Source organism: Leucobacter sp. CX87, from assembly GCF_018682295.1.
Classification (GTDB): domain Bacteria; phylum Actinomycetota; class Actinomycetes; order Actinomycetales; family Microbacteriaceae; genus Cx-87.
In genome coordinates this window covers 1-19,351 of the sequence record NZ_JAFIRI010000008.1, presented here as the reverse complement: position 1 = coordinate 19,351, position 19,351 = coordinate 1, and the positions used below count along the sequence as shown (strand labels likewise).

The 19,351-nt window shown below is 68.8% G+C and carries 19 protein-coding genes; 16 read left to right on the top strand and 3 right to left on the bottom strand.

What is annotated here, in order from left to right; all coding sequences use genetic code 11:
* Window positions 1-35 precede the first annotated feature (35 nt).
* Both KOE53_RS11885 and KOE53_RS11880 read right to left on the bottom strand, forming a co-directional pair.
* Window positions 36-1,376, bottom strand: coding sequence for an extracellular solute-binding protein (locus KOE53_RS11885; RefSeq protein ID WP_188058626.1), 1,341 nt, complete (start codon window positions 1,374-1,376; stop codon window positions 36-38).
* Between the two features lie 75 nt (window positions 1,377-1,451).
* Window positions 1,452-2,615, bottom strand: coding sequence for an ROK family transcriptional regulator (locus KOE53_RS11880; RefSeq protein WP_188058625.1), 1,164 nt, complete (start codon window positions 2,613-2,615; stop codon window positions 1,452-1,454).
* A gap of 248 nt (window positions 2,616-2,863) precedes the next feature.
* Here KOE53_RS11880 and KOE53_RS11875 point away from each other — a divergent pair, with 248 nt between their 5' ends.
* Together KOE53_RS11875 and KOE53_RS11870 are read left to right on the top strand one after the other, a co-directional pair.
* Window positions 2,864-3,964: an ABC transporter ATP-binding protein gene (locus tag KOE53_RS11875; RefSeq protein ID WP_188045799.1), complete on the top strand. Its 1,101-nt coding sequence runs from the start codon at window positions 2,864-2,866 to the stop codon at window positions 3,962-3,964.
* Between the two features lie 131 nt (window positions 3,965-4,095).
* Window positions 4,096-5,349, top strand: a complete 1,254-nt coding sequence (locus tag KOE53_RS11870) for a peptidoglycan DD-metalloendopeptidase family protein (protein WP_353055648.1) — start codon at window positions 4,096-4,098, stop codon at window positions 5,347-5,349.
* Between the two features lie 72 nt (window positions 5,350-5,421).
* Here KOE53_RS11870 and ppa read toward each other — a convergent pair whose 3' ends face one another.
* Window positions 5,422-5,916 (bottom strand): inorganic diphosphatase, encoded by a 495-nt coding sequence (ppa, locus tag KOE53_RS11865; protein ID WP_188058623.1) that lies wholly within the window; start codon window positions 5,914-5,916, stop codon window positions 5,422-5,424.
* A 174-nt stretch (window positions 5,917-6,090) separates the two neighbouring features.
* On the opposite strand from ppa, the gene tilS reads away from it, so the two are divergent.
* The 14 genes from tilS to cls all read left to right on the top strand — a co-directional run bounded on the left by tilS (window position 6,091) and on the right by cls (window position 19,190).
* On the top strand, window positions 6,091-7,152 hold the full coding sequence (gene tilS / locus KOE53_RS11860) for a tRNA lysidine(34) synthetase TilS (RefSeq protein ID WP_188058622.1): 1,062 nt from the start codon (window positions 6,091-6,093) through the stop codon (window positions 7,150-7,152).
* Between the two features lie 7 nt (window positions 7,153-7,159).
* Window positions 7,160-7,717: a hypoxanthine phosphoribosyltransferase gene (gene hpt / locus KOE53_RS11855; RefSeq protein ID WP_188045795.1), complete on the top strand. Its 558-nt coding sequence runs from the start codon at window positions 7,160-7,162 to the stop codon at window positions 7,715-7,717.
* Between the two features lie 146 nt (window positions 7,718-7,863).
* Window positions 7,864-9,906, top strand: a complete 2,043-nt coding sequence (ftsH, locus tag KOE53_RS11850) for an ATP-dependent zinc metalloprotease FtsH (protein ID WP_188058621.1) — start codon at window positions 7,864-7,866, stop codon at window positions 9,904-9,906.
* Window positions 9,903-10,526, top strand: a complete 624-nt coding sequence (gene folE, locus KOE53_RS11845) for a GTP cyclohydrolase I FolE (RefSeq protein ID WP_188058620.1) — start codon at window positions 9,903-9,905, stop codon at window positions 10,524-10,526. Before ftsH ends, folE begins: the two co-directional genes overlap by 4 nt.
* Entirely contained in the window at window positions 10,523-11,404 is an 882-nt protein-coding gene (folP, locus tag KOE53_RS11840) for a dihydropteroate synthase (protein ID WP_188058619.1), read from the top strand. Before folE ends, folP begins: the two co-directional genes overlap by 4 nt.
* Window positions 11,401-11,790 (top strand): dihydroneopterin aldolase, encoded by a 390-nt coding sequence (gene folB, locus KOE53_RS11835; RefSeq protein ID WP_188045792.1) that lies wholly within the window; start codon window positions 11,401-11,403, stop codon window positions 11,788-11,790. The genes folP and folB overlap by 4 nt, the downstream gene beginning before the upstream one ends.
* The gene (gene folK, locus KOE53_RS11830; RefSeq protein ID WP_188058618.1) at window positions 11,787-12,329 is read left to right on the top strand and encodes a 2-amino-4-hydroxy-6-hydroxymethyldihydropteridine diphosphokinase; all 543 of its coding nucleotides are present in this window, start codon (window positions 11,787-11,789) and stop codon (window positions 12,327-12,329) included. The genes folB and folK overlap by 4 nt, the downstream gene beginning before the upstream one ends.
* Window positions 12,326-12,832, top strand: a complete 507-nt coding sequence (locus tag KOE53_RS11825; RefSeq protein ID WP_188045790.1) for a DUF3180 family protein — start codon at window positions 12,326-12,328, stop codon at window positions 12,830-12,832. Before folK ends, KOE53_RS11825 begins: the two co-directional genes overlap by 4 nt.
* 69 nt (window positions 12,833-12,901) lie before the next feature.
* Window positions 12,902-13,411 carry a PH domain-containing protein gene (locus KOE53_RS11820; RefSeq protein ID WP_188045845.1) on the top strand — a complete coding sequence of 170 codons (510 nt, stop codon included), beginning with the start codon at window positions 12,902-12,904 and terminating at the stop codon, window positions 13,409-13,411.
* Window positions 13,408-15,051 carry a PH domain-containing protein gene (locus tag KOE53_RS11815; protein ID WP_188058617.1) on the top strand — a complete coding sequence of 548 codons (1,644 nt, stop codon included), beginning with the start codon at window positions 13,408-13,410 and terminating at the stop codon, window positions 15,049-15,051. Before KOE53_RS11820 ends, KOE53_RS11815 begins: the two co-directional genes overlap by 4 nt.
* Window positions 15,048-15,770, top strand: coding sequence for a Rossmann-like and DUF2520 domain-containing protein (locus tag KOE53_RS11810; protein ID WP_188058616.1), 723 nt, complete (start codon window positions 15,048-15,050; stop codon window positions 15,768-15,770). The genes KOE53_RS11815 and KOE53_RS11810 overlap by 4 nt, the downstream gene beginning before the upstream one ends.
* A 38-nt stretch (window positions 15,771-15,808) precedes the next feature.
* Window positions 15,809-17,365: a lysine--tRNA ligase gene (gene lysS / locus KOE53_RS11805; protein ID WP_188045787.1), complete on the top strand. Its 1,557-nt coding sequence runs from the start codon at window positions 15,809-15,811 to the stop codon at window positions 17,363-17,365.
* 76 nt (window positions 17,366-17,441) lie between these two features.
* A complete protein-coding gene (locus KOE53_RS11800; RefSeq protein WP_188045786.1) occupies window positions 17,442-17,615 on the top strand; it encodes a hypothetical protein in 174 nt (57 codons plus the stop codon).
* Window positions 17,616-17,735: 120 nt separating this feature from the next.
* Entirely contained in the window at window positions 17,736-19,190 is a 1,455-nt protein-coding gene (gene cls, locus KOE53_RS11795) for a cardiolipin synthase (protein WP_188058765.1), read from the top strand.
* The last annotated feature ends 161 nt before the right edge of the window (window positions 19,191-19,351 follow it).

Sequence of the window (19,351 nt, the reverse complement as noted above, 5' to 3'; positions counted from 1 at the left end):
ACCGCCTGCGCGGCCCCGCCCACTCGATCGGTGAACTACTGGGTGTTGAGGAGAGCGTCGAGCTTTGCGTTGTACTCGAGCGCCAGGGCGTTCAGGTCATCAGCGTCACGGATCTTCGAGAAGAACTCCTCCATGACGTTGGCGGCCTCGACGGCGGCCCAGCCGGGAGCGGCCGGGGTCAGCTTCGAGTTCGACGCCGACTCGATGAGCGCCTTCGCGAACTGATCGTCCCCGAGCGACGAGGTGTACTGCTGGTTCGCCGGGCCCAGACCGTTCTTGCCGAGCATGGTCTGGTACTCCTCGGAGAAGATGATCTTCATCAGTTCCTTCGAGAGCTCGGGGTTCTGAGTCTTGGCCGAGATGCCGATGTTCGAGCCGCCGGCGAAGACCGGGGCGGGCTTTCCGTCGTTGCCGGGCAGCACCCAGGCGCCGAAGGTGGCGTCGTTCCACTCGCGGGCAGGCTTGCCATCCTCGCCCGTGACGAGGTCGCCGATCGACCAGTGCGCCCAGCCCGGCGCCATGATGGTGGCGGCGGCGAGTGAGAGGTCGGTCGTGCTGCCGTCCTCGGCGGTCACCGTGTCCGAGTCGTTGAGGAACTGGTACTGGTTCGCGTCCTTAGCGTCGTTCGGCGCGCGCGAGGCGTCGCGGTAGATGCCCTGCAACTGCTCGAGGCCCTTCTGCGACTCGGGCGAATCGAGTGTCGCGACCCACTTGCCGTCCTGCAGGGTGGCGATATCGCCGCCGTTCGCGAAGATCCAGGAGATGCCGTCGCGCCAGTCCTGGCCGCCGAGGTAGAAGCCCGAGAAATTCTCGATGCCCTTCGGGTTCTTTTCGGTGATCGTCTTGACCGCCGCGTTGAACTCGTCAAGCGTCGTCGGCTTGGCGACGCCCGCGGCATCCCAGACGTCCGTGCGCGAGAACATGTAGCGCGAACCGAAGTAGTACGGCAGCGTGTAGTTCTTGCCGTCGACCGCGCCTGCGTCGACGAAGGACTGCAACAGGTCCGACCCGCCGAGCTCGTCGTACATGTCGCTGATGTCGAGGAAGGCGCCAACGTTCGTGAACGTCGGCGACTGCGTGTTGCCGATCTCCGTGACGTCGGGGGTGTTGTTTTCGTCGGGAAGCGAGCTGGTGAGCTTCGTGATGATGTCACCCCAGCCCTGCTCCTCGATCTTGAGGGTGGCGCCGGTTTCCTTCTTGAACTCATCCTTGAGATATGTGCGAAGTTCGTCCGGGGTGTCACCGCCAATGACCCACATCGTGATGGTCTTGTCGCTGGCGTCTGCTCCGGCGTCGCCGCCCGAGGGCGTGCAGCCGGTCAGCACGAGAGCGGAAGCTGTGGCCACGGCGGCGAGGCCCGCAAGCTTTCTCTTCATTGTGAATTCCTTTCAGAGGGGCGGTGCGGCGGTTGCTGCACCATCGGGGTCAATCGAATGGAGAAATGTGGAGGTCTAGGTGAGCCCGAGCTCGGTGTGCAGCACGAGGGCAGCGGCTCCGCGGAGGACGATGTCGGCGCCCTGCGACGTCATCCGCAGGACGAGGTCGTCGTGCGAGTCGGGCATGGTGCGGTGCCGGATGGTCTCGAGCACTGCATCGGCGAGCGGTCCGTCGAGCAGGTCTTCGGGGCCCGCCAGCACCACCTCGGCGAGGTTGAGCGCACCGACGACCGGGGCGAGGGCCACTCCGAGGCGCTGCCCCGCTTCTCGGAGCACTGCCCTCCGCCCCGCATCGTCTGTTCCTGCGAGCGCGGCGGTGAGCGCGGGCACGGTGAGCCAGTGCTCGAGCACCTGCTCGCGGGTATAGGGGGCGTCGAGGCCGAGGTCGGTCCCGACCATGACCTGGCCGATCTCGCCCGCAGCGAAGCGGCTGCCGTGCACCGGTGCGCCCGCGACGAGCAGCCCGGCGCCAATGCCGTGGCCGACGGTGATGAGCATGAGGTCGCTGCCGGAGTCGCCGTAGTTGTGCTCGGCCAGCACCGCGACGTTTGCGTCGTTGCCGACCGAGACGGCGCGGCCGGTGTGCGCGGCGACCCGGTCGCGCAGCGCGAGCTCACTCCAGCCCAGGTTCGGGGCGGTGCGGACGACGCCGTCTAGGGTGACGACGCCCGGGGTCCCGATGCCGATCCCGAGCACCGGGGCCGTGGTGAGCGCGAGGAGAGCGTCCGTGAGCGCGAGCACGCGCGACAGGGCATCCTCGCCGGTCGCGCCGTCCAGCGGAATCGCGCTTTCGTGCAGCACGCGGCCGTCGAGGTCGAGCACCGCGCCGCGGAAGCGGTCGTGCTCGCTCAGGTCAATGCCGATGATCACGTAGGCGTCGCGCTTGATGTCGAGCAGCACGGCCGGCTTTCCCGGGCGAACGCTCTCACGCTGACCGAGCTCGCGAACCAGGCCGTCCCCGAGCAGCGAGCCGATGAGGTCAGACACCGTGGCCTTGGTGAGGCCGGTGACGCGGGCGAGGTCCGCTCGGCTGATGGGTTCCGAGCGGTACAGCGTCTGCAGGAGCAGCGTGCGGTTCGTCGACCGGGCGTGCTCGGGGAGCGCCTTCGCGTGCTGGCGAAGGCTTCTGCCAGGGGCGGCGTTGTCGGCCGATCGCGTCATTGCGTCCGTGCGTGTCATGGTGGTTAGTAAAGCGTACGAACTAATTTGATGCAAGCGGGAGTTCCGCCGGTTTGGGCAGGTGATACCGAGTTGTGACCTCGCGCCCTCTGGGCCGGACGCCGAGAGAGCGCGCACCCGCAGGATCCTGCCGGGCCACTTGGCACTGCGCGCCCAAGGTGGCAGACTGGCCGCGCCGACACTGTCGTCGGCACTCCCATTCACGAAGGATCGCCCGGCACGTACCGCCGGTGAAAGAGAGCAGCACCATGGCTAGCGTCACCTATGACAGCGTCACCCTGCAGTACCCCGGGACCGAACGTCCCGCAGTGGACGACCTCCACCTCGAGATCGCCGACGGCGAATTTCTAGTGCTGGTGGGCCCTTCGGGCTGCGGCAAGTCGACCGCGCTGCGCATGCTCGCCGGGCTCGAGGAGGTCGACAGCGGCCGAGTGCTCATCGGCGACGAGGACATGACGCGCGCAGCACCCAAGGATCGCGACATCGCGATGGTGTTTCAGAACTACGCCCTCTACCCGCACATGACGGTCGCCGAGAACATGGGCTTCGCGCTCAAGATCGCCGGCGTCGACAAGGCTGAACGAGCCGAGCGCGTGCGCGCCGTCGCCGAGCAGCTCGACCTCGTCGAGTACCTCGACCGCAAGCCCAAGGCGCTCTCGGGCGGCCAGCGCCAGCGCGTCGCGATGGGCCGCGCGATCGTCCGCCAGCCCCGGGTGTTCCTCATGGACGAGCCCCTCTCGAACCTCGACGCCAAGCTGCGGGTGCAGACCCGCACCAGGATCGCGTCGCTGCAGCGCGAGCTGGGCGTCACCACCGTCTACGTCACGCACGACCAGACTGAGGCGCTCACCATGGGGGACCGGATCGCCGTGATGAAGCTGGGGGTGCTGCAGCAGGTGGGCACTCCGCGCGAATTGCTTGACCGCCCGCGCAACGTGTTCGTCGCCGGCTTCATCGGCAGCCCCGCAATGAACCTCTTCCCGGTCGACGTGCATGAGGCGGGGCTTCGTTTCGGCGCAGCGACGCTGCCGATCGCTTCAGACGTTCGCCCGCGGGTCACCGGGGGCCAGGTCATCGCGGGCGTGCGCCCCGAGGATCTCAAGATCGCCGTGGCCGGCGAGCCCGGCCTCGAGATCGAGGTCGACCTGGTCGAGGAACTCGGCGCGGACGGTTACCTCTACGGGCACGCGGACATTGCGGGCACGCGCACCGAGGTCGTCGTACGAGTTGATGGACGCGAGCACCCCGAGGCAGGGGAGCGCGTCACCGTGCTGCCGGCGACGGGCCGCGTCCACCTCTTCGACCCCGCTTCGGGCGACCGCATCGGATCGCTGGGGGAGCGGCACTAGTACCCGGTCAGATCCTGCCCGAGCGCGTGTCGAAAAGGCCCTGAAACGCCACCTGCTAGCGTGGAACCCGATTGTGCGTCCTTGGCGCGCGGATTGACGACGATAGCGGGGGCGGAATGAAGGCGCTACAGGTGAGCCGATCGAGACGATGGAGTGCGGCGTTGGCCGCGCTTGCGACGAGCGCGGTGCTGCTTGCCGGTGTGGCATTCGGCGCGCCCGCTGCCGTCGCGGTGAACTACCCCAGCTGGGATGACGTAGTCGCTGCGAAGCAGAACCAGGCCGCGGTGGCGGCCAAGGTCAGCGAGATCAAGGGCTACATCGCCGACGTCCAGGCCGAGCTCGCCCGGCTCGAACAGGCCTCCGCGGTCGCGAACCAGGAGGCGGTCGACGCCGAGCAGGAGTTCCTGCGAGCCGATGAGAAGGCGACCGCGCTCGAGGCCCAGGCCGAGGCGAGCCGGGTCGAGGCCGAGCGCACCGCCGAGCAGGCGGCCGTGCTCGTCTCGCAGATGTACCGCTCCGGCGGCGTTGACCGGAACATGGAACTCTTCCTCGGCGCGGAGGAGGGCACGGCGGACGTGCTGCTCGAGCGCCTCGCGATGATGACGAAGGCGACCGAGCGCAACACGAGCCTGTCGGAAGAGGCGCAGGTTGCCCAGAACGCCGCCCAATCGCTCGGCGACCAGGCGAAGGCCGCGCGCGCTGAGCGCGAGCGGCTCTTTGCTGACAAGGAGCAGAAGGCTGAGGCGGCCGCCGCGGCGGTCGAGCAGACGCGGGTCGAGTACCAGAAGAACCTCGATTTGCAGGCCGACCTGAATGAGAAGCTCGCGGCGCTGCAAGACAAGACCGCGAAGACGGCGGCCGACTACGAAGCCGGCGTAGCGTATCGCGCCGAGCAGCAGCGCCTCGCCGAAATCGAGGCCGCGCGCAAGGCTGCCGAGGAGGCTGCAAATAACCCGCCGCAGACCGGCGGCGGCAACGGGGGTGGCAACAACGGTGGCGGCGGCGGTGGCGCCTGGGCCCGCCCCGTCGGCGGCTGGGTCAGCACAAACTACTGGGGCTACTACGGCCACACGGGGCTCGACCTCGCGGTGGGCCGCGGCACCCCGATCGTTGCCGCGTCGAGCGGCACCGTGACGTACGCGGGCTACAAGGACAACTACGGCGGCATCATGGTGCACATCAACCACGACGGGGGCGTGCAGACCCGCTACGCGCACATGGACGGGGTCAACGTCGGCAATGGCCAGTGGGTGAACGTCGGCCAGGTCATCGGCTGGGTCGGTATGACCGGCAACACCAGCGGGCCGCACCTGCACTACGAGGTCCTCATCGGTGGCTACGTCGATCCGCGCGCGTTCATGGCGCAGCGTGGGCTGTACTGGTAACAGGGTGATGCCGTTCGGGGCATGAAAAAGGCGGGGATCACATGATCCCCGCCTTTTTGCTTCGTCTCGGTCTTAGTGACCCTGAGCCGCGAGGCGCTCCTGCGCCTCGACGATGAGCTTCTCGGCGTCAGCCGCCGAGCCCCACGCGTCGACCTTGACCCACTTGTTCGGCTCGAGGTCCTTGTAGTGCTCGAAGAAGTGCTCGATCTCCTTGCGGGTGTACTCGGGGATGTCCGCGACGTCCTGGATGTGGCTCCAGCGCGGGTCCTTGTACTGCACGGCGATGACCTTGTCGTCGCCGCCGGCCTCGTCGCTCATCTTGAGCACGCCGACGGGGCGCACCTTGATGCCGACGCCCGGGAAGACGGGGAAGTCGAGCAGCACGAGCACGTCGAGCGGATCGCCGTCCTCGCCCAGGGTCTCCTCGAAGAAGCCGTAGTCGGTGGGGTAGACGAAGCCCGTGTAGAGCACACGGTCGAGGTACACCCGGCCGGTCTCGTGATCGACCTCGTACTTGTTGCGGCTCCCCTTGGGGATTTCGATGACGGCATCGAACTCGGCGGTCATGCCAGCTCCTCGTGCTTGGGCGCCGGCCCCAGAAGAGAGGCTGCTCGGCGCGGTGGGTGGGTGCTGCCCGCGGCGAAACGCGGCGGGCGACGCGATCCAGGGTACTGGATCTCGGTGGGAGCGCGGGATTTCGCGGCCGGGCTCGGGGGTGCGCGAGGCGAGTACCGTGGAGGGGTGACCCGACGCCCCCGACTGACCCCCGCGATCGCTGACGCCCGCCGCGCCGTCCGAGCCGCCCTCGAACTCGCAGGAGCGCGCGACGGGGAGCTCGTGCTCGTGGCCCTGTCGGGCGGTGCCGACTCGCTGGCCCTCGCGGCCGCGGCGGCCTTCGAGGCGCCACGCCTGGGCCTTGCCGCTGGCGCGATCGTCGTCGACCACAGGCTGCAGACAGGATCCGCCCGGGTCGCCGAGCAAGTGGCCGGGACGGCGCGTGGGCTCGGGCTGGACCCGGTGCGCGTCGTCGCCGTGGACGTCAACGGCACGCCGGGCGCCGGCGGTCCGGAGGCGGCAGCGCGAGACGCCCGCTATGCCGCGCTCGAACAGGCGCGAGCGGCGCTCGGCGCGAGCTGGATCCTGACGGGGCATACCCGGGACGACCAGGCCGAACAGGTGCTGCTCGGCCTCGCCCGCGGCTCGGGCACCCGCAGCCTCGCCGGGATCCCGCCGCGCCGGGGCAGGATCCTGCGCCCCCTCTTGGGGTTACCTCGCAGCGCGACGCTTGCCGCCTGCGCCGATGCTGGCCTAGCGCCGTGGGTTGACCCGCAGAACGCAGACCCCGCGTTTTCGCGCGTGCGGGTGCGTGAGCGCGTCCTCCCGATGCTTGAGCGCGAGCTGGGGCCGGGAATCGCCGAGGCGCTCGCTCGCACCGCCGAGCTCGCCCGCGAGGACGCGGAGGCCTTCGATGAGATGATCGCCGAGACGATCGAGGAGATCGTCGAGCACGCCGAGGCGGGAATCTCGGTGTCGGTCGCGGCGCTCGCGGCGAACCCTGCGGCGCTTCGGCATCGCATCATTCGGACAGTCGCCGAGGCGGAGTTCGGGGTCTCGCTCGCCCGCGGGCACACCGTCGCAGTCGCGGAGCTCGTGACCAATTGGCACGGACAGGGAACCCTGCACCTGCCCGGCATTAGAGTTGTACGTACTGGCGACCGGCTGGTATTTACGGCGGCGACCGCACCCGAACGCGCCTTAGGCGTCACCCCAGGCGGGGCGGACTCGCAGGATCACGGAGAGTAGGAAATCGATGGACGCTCACGATCTCGGAGGCGACCTCACGGTCACCTTGCACACTGAGGCTGAACTGCACCAGCGGCTGCAGGAGTTGGCCCGCGAGATCGAGGCGGACTACGGCGACACTCCGCCCCTGCTCGTCGGCGTGCTCAAGGGCGCCGTCATGGTGATGGCCGACCTCAGCCGTGCGCTGCGCTTCCAGGCCCAGATGGACTGGATGGCTGTCAGCTCGTATGGCGCGGGCACCAAGTCGAGCGGCGTTGTGCGCATCCTCAAGGACCTCGATGCCGACATTATGGGGCGCGACGTCCTGATCGTCGAGGACATCATTGACTCGGGCCTGACGCTGAGCTGGCTCAAGGAGAATCTCGAGAACCGCGGAGCCAAGTCCGTGCGCATCTGCACGATGCTCCGCAAGCCCGACGCGCTCAAGGTCGAGGTCGATGTCGCGTACGTCGGCTACGACATTCCGAACGAGTTCGTGGTCGGCTACGGCCTCGACTACGCCGAGAACTACCGCAACCTCCGCGACGTCGCGATTCTCGCGCCGCACGTCTACTCCGGAGAGTAGCCCCACATGTAGCACGGGCTGTCCCACACGACTGCTGGGTGCCGGGCGTTTCGCCCTCGGCAGAAACCCAGCGGTCGTGTGGGAAGCACCGGCTACTCTGACAAGTGCCGAACCAAGCGGTTCATGCATCCCAGAAAGGCGCCGATTTGGCACAGACACTCCCCGCGGGCAAGAAGATCTTTCGCGGTCCCCTCCTGTACTTGATCCTGGCGCCGATCATTGTGCTCATCGGCTGGTCGCTGCTCGCCGGGGGCGGCGTGCGTGAGGTCAGCACGCAAGACGGCCTCGAGATGTTGCAAGACGGCAAAGTCGCTCACGCCGAGATCGTCGACATTGACCAGCGCGTCAACCTCACGCTGACCGAGGCCGACAAGAAGTACGGCACCGACGTGTACTTCTACTACGTCTCGCAGCGGGGCGACGCCGTGGTTGCCGCGGTGGACGAGGCAAAGCCCAAGGACGGCTTCACCGATATGGTGCCCCAGCCCAACGTCTGGTGGTCCATCCTCGGCTTCATGCTGCCGATCCTGCTGATCGGCCTGTTCTTCTGGTGGATGCTGTCCTCCATGCAGGGCGGCGGCAACAAGGTCATGCAGTTCGGCAAGTCGAAGGCCAAGCTCACCACGAAGGAGACCCCGCAGGTCACCTTCGCCGACGTCGCTGGCGCGGACGAAGCCGTCGAAGAACTCGGCGAGATCAAGGACTTCCTGCAGGACGGCGCCCGCTTCCTGGCCGTCGGTGCCAAGATCCCGAAGGGCGTGCTGCTGTACGGCCCTCCCGGAACCGGCAAGACCCTGCTCGCCCGCGCGGTGGCCGGCGAGGCCGGTGTGCCGTTCTACTCCATCTCCGGATCGGACTTCGTCGAGATGTTCGTCGGCGTCGGCGCGAGCAGGGTGCGCGACCTCTTCAAGGACGCGAAGGCGAACGCCCCCGCCATCATCTTCATCGATGAGATTGATGCCGTCGGCCAGCGTCGCGGCCAGGGCATGGGTGGCGGCCACGATGAGCGCGAGCAGACGCTGAACCAGCTGCTTGTCGAAATGGACGGCTTCGACCCCAAGGCGAACGTCATCATGATCGCGGCGACCAACCGCCCGGACATGCTCGATCCCGCGCTGCTTCGCCCGGGTCGTTTCGACCGCCAGGTGGGCGTCGACGCCCCCGACATGGCTGGCCGGAAGAAGATCCTCGAGGTGCACTCGAAGGGCAAGCCGCTGTCGAAGAATGTCGATCTCGACGTCGTCGCGCGCAAGACCCCTGGGTTCACCGGTGCCGACCTCGCGAACGTGCTCAACGAGGCGGCACTCCTGACCGCCCGTTCGAACGCGCAGCTGATCGACAACCGCGCGCTCGACGAGGCGATTGACCGCGTCATCGCCGGCCCGCAGCGCCGCACGCGCGTCATGCGCGACAAGGAAAAGCTGATCACCGCGTACCACGAGGGTGGTCACGCGCTGGTGGCGGCCTCGATGAACCACAGCGATCCGGTGACGAAGGTCACGATCCTGCCCCGCGGACGCGCCCTCGGGTACACGATGGTGATTCCGTTGGAGGACCGCTACTCCATTACCCGCAACGAGCTGCAGGATCAGCTCGCCTACGCCCTCGGCGGACGCGTGGCCGAGGAATTGGTGTTCCACGACCCCACCACCGGCGCCGGGAACGACATCGAGAAGGCGACCTCGACAGCGCGCAAGATGGTGACCGAGTACGGCATGTCCGCGACGCTCGGCCCGGTCCGCCTGGGCCAGGCACAGGGGGGCGCGTTCATGGGGGAGTTCGGCCAAAGTCGCGACTACTCCGAGGGCATTGCTGAGAAGGTCGACGCCGAGGTGCGCGCGATCCTTGAGCAGGCGCACGACGAGGCCTACCGAGTGCTCGTCGAGAACCGCGACGTACTCGACAAGCTCGCGCTCGAGCTGCTCGAGAAGGAGACGCTCGACCACAACCAGCTGGCCGAGATCTTCAAGGACGTCCGCCGCCTCGACCCCCGCCCCGTCTGGCTGTCAAACGACGAACGCCCGGTCTCGACGCGTCCGCCGATCGAGGTGCCCGCCTCGGCATCGACCGATGCGGCTCGCCTTTCGAGCGACGCGGCGCCCGCCGCTGAAGCAGACACCGCGGAAAGCACGCCCGCGGCGCCTCCTGCGGATCCTCCCGCGACTTCGCCCGATCCGGCCGGTTCATGACGCACGCGGCGGGGATCGATCAGGAGCGGATCCGCGCCGCAGTGCGTGAACTGCTCCTGGCGATCGGCGAGGACCCCGATCGGGAGGAGCTGGCAGCGACTCCCGACCGGGTCGCCCAGTCGTACGCAGAGTTCTTCGCGGGCGTCGGGGTTGACCCGGCGGAGCTGCTCTCCGAGGCAGTCCCGGTCGGCGAAGACACCGGCGAGCTGGTGCTGATGCGCGACATCACGCTGCGGTCCGTGTGCGAACACCACCTGCTCCCGTTCCGCGGTCGCGTCCACATCGCCTACCGCCCCCACGCGCGGGTCGTGGGCCTCGGGGCGCTGCCCCGCGTCGTCGAAGTGCTCGCGGCACGCCCACAGCTGCAGGAACGCCTCGGCGAGCAGATCGCCGAGACGGTCGACACCGCGCTTGCCCCACACGGTGTGCTCGTGGTGATCGAGGCGCAGCACGGCTGCGTGACCGATCGCGGCGTGCGCCAGGCCGACAGCTCCGCAGTCACGATCGCGTCTCGCGGTGTGTACGTCGACGCGGTCGAACGCGCCGAGGTGATGGCCCTGATCTCGATGGGCGACCGGTCGACCGACCGGGCAGGAGAGTCGGCCGGGGCCACCCGATGACCCTCGTCCTCGGGGTGCTCAACGTCACCCCTGACTCGTTCAGCGACGGCGGCGACTTCGCGGCCACCGACGTGGCCATTGCGCGCGGCTTCGAGCTCGCGCGCCTCGGCGCCGACTTCATCGACGTCGGTGGCGAGTCAACCCGACCGGGGGCGACCCGTGTGGCCCCCGACGACGAGCTGCGCCGGGTACTCCCCGTCGTGCGTGCGCTCGCCGAGGGCGGCATCCCGGTCTCGATCGACACGCTGCGAGCACGCACGGCTGAGGCCGCGGTCGCGGCCGGAGCGCGCCTCGTCAACGACGTCTCGGGCGGTGAATCCGACCCCGACATGCTGCGCGTCGTCGCCGATTCCAGCGCCGAGATCGCACTCGGCCATTGGCGCGGCATCCCTGACGTGGCGCATCGCCGCTCGGACTACCGCGACGTCGTGCGCGAGGTGCGGGGTGCGCTCGCGCTGCGGGTCGCCGCGGCCCGCGAAGCGGGCATCGCCGCCGAGCGCATCATCGTCGACCCTGGCCTCGGCTTCGATAAGACCTCCGAACAGGGCTGGGCGCTGCTGGCCCGACTCGGCGAACTCGCCGACCCCGGCACGCGAGTGCTCGTCGGGGCGTCGCGCAAGCGGATGCTCGGCGAGCTACTTGAGGCGCTGCCCGCCGCCGGCGCGGCCCAGGATCATGCTGCCGCCGGCGCGCACGCCGCAGCGGAGCTCGGCCCCCGCGACCGCGACCTCGCGACCGCGGTCGTATCGGCGCTCGCGGCGCGGGCCGGCGCCTGGGCGGTGCGTGTGCACGACGTGCCCGGCACAGTGCAGGCCCTCGCGGTGGAACGCGCGTGGGCGTTCGCGGAAGACCGAAACGAGCCGGGGGAGCGCTCATGAACCACTTTGCGGGCGACCGGATCGACCTCGTCGGCCTCGAGGCCTTCGCCCACCACGGCGTGTTTGCGCACGAGCGTTCGGACGGCCAGCGCTTCGTGATCGACGCGACCGTCGCGGTCGACCTCGCGGCGGCTTCGGCCGGCGACGAGCTTGCCCGGACCGTGCACTACGGCGAGCTCGCAGCCGCCATCGTCGCCTCGGTCGAGCGCGACCCGGTCGACCTGATCGAGACCGTCGCCGAGCGGGTCGCCGCCGTCGCCCTCGGCTTCGCCGGCGTCACCGCGACACGCATCACCGTTCACAAGCCGAACGCCCCGATCACGGTCCCGTTTGCGGACGTGTCCGTGACCGTCGTGCGGCTCGCCGCCGCCGAGGGCGCCCGATGATCGCGCAGGTCGTGCCGATCCTGCTCGCGTTCGGGTCGAACCTGGGCGACCGCAGCGGCACCATCGCGGCGGCCCAGCGGGAGCTCGCGGGTAGCCACGGGATCATTGAGTTCGCTGCCTCGCCGCTGCGCGAAACCATCGCGCTCACCCTCGACGGCCCGGACGAGTCGGCGCCCCGCTATGTCAACGGCGTCGCGCGGGCCACGACCACGCTGTCGCCGCACGAACTGCTCGACTTGCTCCAGCGCATGGAATCAACCCACGGGCGCACGCGCGAGGCCCGCTGGGGCGATCGCACGCTCGACGTCGACCTCATCCTCTTCGGCGGTCGTGTGGTGCAGGACGAGCGCCTCACCGTCCCGCACCCGCGCGCCTTCGAACGCGACTTCGTGCTCGCGCCCTGGCTCGCGCTCGAACCCGACGCCGTGCTGATGGGCCACGGCCGCGTGGCCGAGTTGCTCGCGCGTGTGGGCGACACGACCCTGCCACTCTCAGCCACGACCGAAGCCGCCGACGCCGCGGTGCGGGAGACCCGATGAACCCCAAGCTGCAGCGCACTCACCCACTCGTCGTCCTCGCGTTCGCGGCGACGGGTCTCGCGGTCGGCCTGGTCGTGCAGTTCGCGCGCTCGGGTTCGGGTCAGCCTCCCCTCGCCCCGCCCTACTCGCTGCCGGCGACGATGGTCGTGCTCGGGGCCGTGCTGCTCACTCTCGCGGTGCTGTTGCGCCGGCGGGTGAGCCGCCCGGAAACGGGCCCGGTGAACCCGTTCCAAGCGGTGCGGGTGCTCGCCGCGGCGCGCGCCTCGCAGTTCGTGGGCGGGCTGATCGGCGGGTTCGGGGCCGGCCTGTTGCTCTCGCTCGCGGGGCGTCCCGTCCCGACGAGCGTCAGCATTTGGGTGCCAATGCTCGCAACCCTGATCGCCGCCGTCGCCCTGCTCGTCTGCGGCGTCATCGCCGAGCGGCTCTGCCGGGTGCCCCCGCAGGACCAGGATGAGGCACGCGATTCCGATCGGGGCACAGACCCGGCCGATCAGCCGGCGTAGGTCAGTTCCCCCTCGCGGGCGCCCGTCCGGCAGAATGGGAGCGTGACAGATGCGCAGAGAGACTCATCAATGACCGACTCGGCAATTGAGACCGTGCCCGCCAGCGACTCCGGGCAGTGGCGCCGGGTGTCGCCCTCCTACGTCTGGGTCGACCTCGTCGGCAACGTCGTTCCGCTGCTGATCGTCGGCGTGCTGTGGCTGGTGGTGCCGGTCCTGGCCGACGACGAGCTCCCTCCGTTCTTCCCCTGGATCCTGGGCGCTGTCGCCGCGCTCATCCTGGTCAACGCCGCCTTCGGAGTGCGCCGGGTGCGGGCGATCGGCTACCAGCTGCGCCAGGACGACCTGCTCTTCCGGCGCGGCATCATGTTCGAGCGCGTGGTCGCCGTGCCCTATGGGCGCATGCAGCTCATTGACACCCACCGCGGGCCAGTGCTGCGCGCCCTCGGCCTCACGACGCTGAAGTTCGTCACCGCCGCTGCCGCGACCAATGTCCAACTGCCCGGGCTGCGCGAGGCCGACGCGCTCGAGCTGCGCGATCAGCTCGTGGCACTCGCTGAGACCCGCCGGTCGGGCCTGTGACCGATCTGACGCCCGGGGCCCCGGTGCCCGAGGCCGCGGCGCCCGAACCGTCCGACGGCTGGCGGCGGCTGCACCCGCTGTCGCCGCTCTTGCGCGGCGGGCTTTTTGTGCTCGTCGTCGCGGGCATCGTGCTCGCGAATCTGCGCGACCGGCTGGTCGCAATCGTGCTCGTCGATGTGCCCTGGGCTGAGGAATCGGGGAGCAGCGGTGACCTCATCGATGTCATCCTGGAACGCAACCTCGTCCTCGTCGCATTCCTCGCAGTGTTCGGGGTATTGCTCTTCGTTGTCTTGTTTTCCTGGCTCGGCTGGCGCATGCACACCTATCGCATCACGAGCGAGTCGGTCGAGTCGCGCAGCGGGATCCTGTTCCGTCAGCACCGTCGCGCCCCGCTCGACCGCATTCAGGGGGTGAACCTGCAGCGCCCGCTGCTCGCGCGGCTGCTCGGGCTCACCATGCTCGAGGTCGCGACCGCCGGCCAAGACGGCAAGGTGAAGCTCAACTACCTCGGACATCGAGATGCAAAGGCCGAGCGAGAGCACATTCTCGCCGAGGTCGCGGCGCGCCGGACGGGCGCGGGGGTCGCGCCAAGTCCGCAGGATCCGGCCGTGCCCGCGTCCGCCCTTTCGCCGGAAGGCTCGCCCGCGGGGGAGACCCTGCCGCACCGCGATCCGGCCCTCGCGGCAATGCCCGGTCAACTGGCGAACCGCGTTGAGGATTTCGCTGACCTCGACCTAGACGCGGGCGCCGGCGACTCTCTTGTCTCCGTGCCGGCCGGTCGCCTGTTGGGGGCGACGCTGCTGTCGTGGCCGACGATCATCTTCGTGGTCGGCATCGCCGGCATCATCATCGCCGGCATCCTCGGCGAGAGCGTGCTGCTCTTCATGCTGGTGCCGACGGTGATCACGTTCTTCGGTGTGACTTTCGCGAGCTTCACCCGCAGCATGAACTTCCACCTCTCGCTGAGCGAACAGGGTGTCCGGGTCTCGACCGGCCTGCTCTCCACCGTCACCGAGACCATTCCGCGCGGCCGCATCCACGCCATCGAGGTCTTCCAGCCGCTCGGCTGGCGCCCATTCGGCTGGTGGCACGTGCGCATCACGACCGCGGGTCTCGGCCCGACGAGCGGCGGCGGCACTGGCGTACTGCTCAACACCATGCTGCCCGTCGGGAAGTTCGCGGACGCCGCGCGCGTGCTCGATGTCCTGTTGCCGGCGCATGGCATGTCGCCGGACGAACTGGGCGAGGCGATGATGGGACGCTCGGGCGGCTTCGTCGGCTCGCCGAAGCGTGCGGCCTGGATCCTGTGGTTCGCGCGACGTAGGAACGGTCTGCAAGTTTCGGCCGCGACCTCGGCAGACGCGGCGCACGTGAGACTGCGCCGGGGAGTGGCGACCCGGAGGCTGGCGCTCGTGCCGATGGTGCGCATCCAGTCGGTGCAGCTACACCGCGGGCTGCTCCATCGCCCGCTGGGGCTCGCGGCACTCACCACGCACACGGTGCTCGGCCCCGTGCGGACCCGCGTCTCGGGCCTCGCGCTTGTCGACGCGCAGGCGGCATTCTCTGCAATCGTTGCGGCGGCGGTCGAGGCCGGCTGGGAGGACTCGCACAAGTCAGAGGCCCCGGGGGCCGAGCGATGAGTCCCGCGGGGCGCCTCGGCGTCGGGATCATCGGTGCCGGGAAGGTCGGGCCCGTCCTGGGCCGCGCCCTCGCGGGGGCCGGCCACGCGATCACCGGCATCACCGCCGTCGGGGAGGATCGCGTCGAGCGCGTCGAGGCGATGCTGCCGGGGGTCCCGGTGCTCGATATTCCGGAGGTCGTTCGCCGCTCCGAGCTCGTGATTTTCGCGGTACCCGGCGACGAACTCCCGGGGCTCGTGCGCGGGTTGACCGAGACGAGTGCCTGGCAGCCGGGGCAGCTCGTGCTCCACACCGTCGCGTCTCTCGGCATCGGGGTCTTCGCCCCGGCGATGGCCGCCGGCGTGATTCCGATCGCGTTTCACCCCGCGCTCGTGTTCACCGGCACGAGTATGGACGTGAGTCGCCTGCACGAGGCGACGGTCGCGGTCACGGCACCGGCCCCCGTGCTGCCGATCGGCCAGGCCCTCGCGGTCGAGATCGGCGCGGAACCAGTGGTCGTGGCCGAGGCGGATCGGGCGGCCTACGGCGAGGCCATCGATGCTGCTGTCGAGCTCTCGGCTGCCGTCGTGCGCCAGGCCACCGACGCGCTGCGCGCTCTCGGGCTCGACCGCCCGAGTCGCGTCGTGAGCGGGCTCGTGCGCGCGTCCGTCGACGAGGCGTTGTTGATCGCGGCCAGGCAGGATCCTGACGGGCCGTTTGTCGAGGAAGACCCCCGGTAGACTGGTCCGAAACCCAACCCCCGGAGGACCCCGCCACGATGAGCGATCAGACTACGCCCGCGAACGCGCCCACTGACTCTGCCCTGCAGAGCGAAGAGGAAATCTTCGAGCAGAAGGCCGTGCGTCTCGCGAAGCGCGATCGGCTCAACGCCGAGGCCACCGACCTCGGCGGCGGCGCGTACCCGGTGTCGGTGCCGGTCACGCACACGATCGGCCAGGTCCGGGCGCAGTTTGGCCACCTCGAGGAGGTCCCCGACACGGCCTCGGGCGAGATCGTCGGCGTCTCGGGTCGCGTTGTCTTCCAGCGCAATACGGGCAAGCTCTGCTTCGCGTCGCTGCAGTCGGGCGACGGCACCCGGATCCAGGCCATGGTGAGCCTGGCCGAGGTGGGCGAGGAGTCGCTCGCGCGCTACAAGGAGCTCGTCGATCTCGGCGACCACCTGTTCGTGCGCGGCCAGGTCATCTCGAGCCGCCGCGGCGAGCTGTCGATCATGGTGTCCGAGTGGCAGATCGCGGCGAAGGCCGTTGTCCCGCTGCCCAACCTCCACAGCGAGCTGAACGAGGAGACGCGGGTGCGTCAGCGCTACCTTGACCTCATCGTGCGCGAGCAGGCACGCACCAACGTGTTCACGCGCGCCAAGACCATGGCGAGCCTGCGCGAGACGTTCGCCGAGCACGACTTCCTCGAGGTCGAGACCCCGATGCTGCAGACGATGCACGGCGGCGCTTCGGCACGTCCCTTCGTCACCCACTCGAACGCGTTCGACACCGAGCTGTTCCTGCGCATCGCGCCGGAGCTGTACCTCAAGCGCGCGGTCGTCGGCGGCCTCGAGCGCGTCTTCGAGATCAACCGGAACTTCCGCAACGAGGGCGCTGACTCGACGCACAGCCCTGAGTTCGCGATGCTCGAGGCGTACGAGGCGTACGGCGACTACACATCGATTGCCAACCTCACGCAGGAACTGATCCAAAAGGCCGCCCTGGCGGTCAACCGCGGCACCGAGCGCGAGGGCACCCAGGTCGTCCTCTGGGCGGACGGCACGCTGTTCGACCTGGGCGGAGAGTGGGACCGCATTTCGATGTACGGCACGCTGTCTGAGGCGGCCGGCCGCGAGATCACGCCCTCCACGTCAGTGGAAGAGCTGCAGGCGCTGGCCGATGCGGAAGGCGTCGAGGTGCCGTTGCCCAACCACGGCAAGCTCGTTGAAGAGCTCTGGGAGCACTTCGTGAAGGACGGGCTGACGCGTCCGACCTTCGTGATGGACTTCCCGGTCGAGACGAGCCCCCTCACCCGTCAGCACCGCTCGATCGCCGGCGTGGTCGAGAAGTGGGACCTGTACATTCGAGGGTTCGAGCTCGCCACCGGATACTCCGAGCTGGTGGACCCGGTCGTGCAGCGCGAGCGCTTCGTCGAGCAGGCCGCGATGGGCGCCAAGGGCGACGTCGAGGCGATGCCCATCGACGAGGAATTCTTGCGCGCCCTCGAGCACGGCATGCCGCCGTCGGGCGGCATGGGCATGGGCATGGACCGCCTGCTCATGGCGCTCACGGGCCTCGGGATCCGTGAGACGATCCTCTTCCCGCTCGTCAAGTAGCGCGGTGGGTGGCGCCGGGCCTGTTGTATCCGGCGTCGCCCAGCTTTGCGAGGAGCTGACCAGGTAGTCTGTCCTCATGGAAAACTGGTGGGTCAACGCGCTCTGGTCGCTCACCCCGACCGTGCTGATCGGTATCTTCTTCTTCTACGTCATCCGCATCATCCTGCGTGCCGACCGCACGGCGCGGAAGGTGTACAGCGAGATCGAGGCTGAGGAACGGGCAAAGCTGGGCCTGCCCGCGAAAGATTAGCCCCGTGCTCTGAGCGGGGCATTCCGCGGGACGGCCCGCGCGCCGATAGGGTGGTGCATACTATCCGTCGACGAAGGGGCAGACGTGGAATTCACCTGGGTGCTGCCCGCAAACTCAGCGATGATTGCGCTGGCCATCGACATGACCATCCGTATCGTCGCCCTCTTTGTCGTCCCGCGCAATCGTAAGCCGACCTCGGGCATGGCCTGGCTGCTGGCGATCTTCTTCCTCCCGGTGCCCGGCATCATCCTGTTCCTCATCATCGGGAGCAACCGTCTGCCCCGCGGGCGGGTGGCGAAGCAAGACAAGATCCATCAGCTCATCGCGGAGGTCGCCGATCGCTCTGAGCTGGCGTTTGAAGACCAGCACGTCGGCCCCGACACCGACACTGACGCGAACCCCTGGCTACACGACATCACGGTGCTGGGGCGAAACCTCGGCGCGCAGCCCATGCTCTCGGGTAACTCGGCCACCATTAGCCGCGACTACGACGGCTCGATCGCAGACATGACCGCCGAGATTCGCGCGGCGAAGCGCTACGTCCACATCGAGTTCTACATCCTCTCCTACGACCAGGCGACCGCCGATTTCTTCGAGGCCATCCGCGAGGCGACCGCCCGCGGCGTCACCGTTCGGGTGCTGCTCGATCACATCGCGGCGGTGCGTGCGCCGGGCAACCGCAAGACCGTGCGCATGCTCAAGCAGGTCGGCGCGGAGTGGTCGTACATGCTGCCGGTGCGCCCCTGGCGCTGGCAGTACCAGCGGCCGGACCTCCGCAACCACCGCAAGATCATGGTGGTCGACGGCAAGGTCGGCTTTATGGGCTCGCAGAACCTCGTCGACTCGACCTACAACAAGAAGTCCAACATTCGTCGCGGACTGCACTGGAAGGACCTCATGGTCCGGGTCGAGGGACCGGTGGTGCTCGGCCTCAACGCGGTGTTCGTGAGCGACTGGTACCTCGAGACCGACGAGCTCCTGAGCGAGGAGTGGGTGCTCGAGGCGGTCGAGCATTGCGACCAGAACCTGCACTGCCAGGTGCTGCCGAGCGGACCGGGCTTCTCGGACGAGAACAACCTCCAAGTGTTTGTCTCGCTGATGTACATGGCACGCAAGCGCGTCAGCATCACGAGCCCGTACTTCGTGCCCGAGTCGTCCATTATGAACGCGCTGCGCGCGGCGACGGCGCGCGGCGTCGAGGTCGAATTGTTCGTGTCTGAGATCGGCGACCAGCCGATGGTGTACCACGCGCAACGCTCCTACTATGAGGAACTGTTGAAAGCGGGCGTGCGCATCTTCATGTTCAAGCCGCCGTACATCCTGCACTCGAAGCACTTCAGCATCGACGACTCGGTCGCGGTCATCGGCTCCTCCAACATGGACGAGCGCTCGTTCAGCCTGAACATGGAGATCTCGATGGTGGTCTACAGCGAGATCTTCGTCCGCGAGCTCGACGAGGTCGTGGCGTGTTACCACGAGAACTCGCGAGAGCTCACGCTGGAAGAGTGGAGCAAGCAGCCCCTGCGCTCGCAACTGCTCGACAACCTCTCTCGCCTCACTTCCGCGCTGCAGTAACTGCCCCGGCAGGATCCTGCTCCTGCCTGCCGCGTTGCGTGGGCCACGCATGCGCTTGGTGGGGGGGGGGGGGGGGGGGGGGGGGGGGGGGGGGGGGGGGGGGGGGGGGGGGGGGGGGGGGGGGGGGGGGGGGGGGGGGGGGGGGGGGGGGGGGGGGGGGG

Coding starts and splice junctions, on each gene's coding strand:
- KOE53_RS11885 (WP_188058626.1), bottom strand. CDS start 1,376: ATGAAGAGAAAGCTTGCGGGCCTCGCCGCCGTGGCCACAGCTTCCGCT.
- KOE53_RS11810 (WP_188058616.1), top strand. CDS start 15,048: ATGAGTCCCGCGGGGCGCCTCGGCGTCGGGATCATCGGTGCCGGGAAG.
- lysS (WP_188045787.1), top strand. CDS start 15,809: ATGAGCGATCAGACTACGCCCGCGAACGCGCCCACTGACTCTGCCCTG.
- KOE53_RS11820 (WP_188045845.1), top strand. CDS start 12,902: ATGACCGACTCGGCAATTGAGACCGTGCCCGCCAGCGACTCCGGGCAG.
- KOE53_RS11875 (WP_188045799.1), top strand. CDS start 2,864: ATGGCTAGCGTCACCTATGACAGCGTCACCCTGCAGTACCCCGGGACC.
- KOE53_RS11880 (WP_188058625.1), bottom strand. CDS start 2,615: ATGACACGCACGGACGCAATGACGCGATCGGCCGACAACGCCGCCCCT.
- cls (WP_188058765.1), top strand. CDS start 17,736: ATGATTGCGCTGGCCATCGACATGACCATCCGTATCGTCGCCCTCTTT.
- folB (WP_188045792.1), top strand. CDS start 11,401: ATGAACCACTTTGCGGGCGACCGGATCGACCTCGTCGGCCTCGAGGCC.
- KOE53_RS11825 (WP_188045790.1), top strand. CDS start 12,326: ATGAACCCCAAGCTGCAGCGCACTCACCCACTCGTCGTCCTCGCGTTC.
- KOE53_RS11800 (WP_188045786.1), top strand. CDS start 17,442: ATGGAAAACTGGTGGGTCAACGCGCTCTGGTCGCTCACCCCGACCGTG.
- folK (WP_188058618.1), top strand. CDS start 11,787: ATGATCGCGCAGGTCGTGCCGATCCTGCTCGCGTTCGGGTCGAACCTG.
- folE (WP_188058620.1), top strand. CDS start 9,903: ATGACGCACGCGGCGGGGATCGATCAGGAGCGGATCCGCGCCGCAGTG.
- hpt (WP_188045795.1), top strand. CDS start 7,160: ATGGACGCTCACGATCTCGGAGGCGACCTCACGGTCACCTTGCACACT.
- folP (WP_188058619.1), top strand. CDS start 10,523: ATGACCCTCGTCCTCGGGGTGCTCAACGTCACCCCTGACTCGTTCAGC.
- ppa (WP_188058623.1), bottom strand. CDS start 5,916: ATGACCGCCGAGTTCGATGCCGTCATCGAAATCCCCAAGGGGAGCCGC.